1 protein-coding gene is annotated in these 1,247 nt (G+C 26.8%); it reads left to right on the top strand.

Features of this window, described 5'->3' with window-relative positions; translation table 11 throughout:
- Positions 1 to 244 precede the first annotated feature (244 nt).
- Positions 245 to 1,135, top strand: coding sequence for a restriction endonuclease (locus E6A48_RS11735; RefSeq protein WP_219710487.1), 891 nt, complete (start codon positions 245 to 247; stop codon positions 1,133 to 1,135).
- The last annotated feature ends 112 nt before the right edge of the window (positions 1,136 to 1,247 follow it).

Genomic DNA, 1,247 nt, shown 5'->3' with positions numbered 1-1,247 from the left:
TTAGATATAGCAGAGAATCTTAAACTTAGAAAAATTGCAGGTATTCTAAAAAAAGCTCAAAGAGCTCAAAGAAATAGAAAGTAGTTTTTTATTCTAATAAAATAAACTTCAAAAATAAATTTGATTATCGTAGTTTATGTTTTATAAGTATTTATTTAATAAAATTAATTTTAAAAGAATATTATCTTGTAAAAAATTAATTGTTGAAGTATGATTTTTTAATAATGCTTTCGGAGTATATATTATGGCACTTTTGAAATACAGAGATTATGACAAATATGTATTAAGATTTTTGTATGAAACTAATGAAGCAGTACATAGAAGTAAAATATACGATAAAATTAAAGAATATACTAAACCGTCTGATGAAGATTTAGAATTAGTAAAAAAAAGTAATTATTCTAAATTTAGAGATAGAGTGGATTGGTCATTAACTTATTTAAAAAAATCAGAACTAATTGAAAGTGTTGGAAGAGGAATATATCAAATAACCGATTTCGGAAAAAAGTTCTACGAAGAAAATCCAAACTTTGATTTCAAAACCCTAAAAGAAAAAACTCCATATTTAGAAAACAGTAAAAGTTATAATAATGAAGAATATAATGATGATATAGAAGAAGATGAAAATAGAAGTGAGGTTGAAAAGAGTATTGAAGAATATTATGAGGGCGTAGAAAAAGATATATTAGACAGATTGCAGCTAATGGGTGAGAGCAGTGTTGATAAGGGTACAAGGTTTGAAAATATATGTTTAGATTTGCTTGAGAAAATGGGCTATGGTAAAAAATATAGAACAGGCGGAAGCGGTGATAGGGGAATTGATGGCACACTTACTATGGATAAATTCGGTTTTGATATAGTTGGTGTACAATGTAAATGCTACAAAGAAAACAATAAAGTTAATGACACAGAAATAACGAAATTTGCACATGGTCTTAAAAATGTTAATGGCATAAGCAGAGGAATTTTTATTACAACTTCAGATTATACACCTCAAGCAAAGAAGGTTGTAGAGGAATTAAAAGACATAAAAATAATTCTTATAAACGGATATAAACTTGCTAAATATATGCGTGAATATGAGGTTGGAGTAAAAGTATTAGAAACAAGAAATATATATGATATCATTATTTAAAAATTATTTATATACTAAAGGTTTGGATTTTATCAAAAATTACTTTTTTATCTTTTTATTATTTTCGGGTACTAGCCCCCGAACCCCCACTTCTTTTGCGACCGAAGGAAGT

This window comes from Brachyspira pilosicoli (genome assembly GCF_019402445.1).
Classification (GTDB): Bacteria; Spirochaetota; Brachyspiria; order Brachyspirales; family Brachyspiraceae; genus Brachyspira; species Brachyspira pilosicoli_B.
This window is presented reverse-complemented; position numbering and strand designations above follow the sequence as displayed.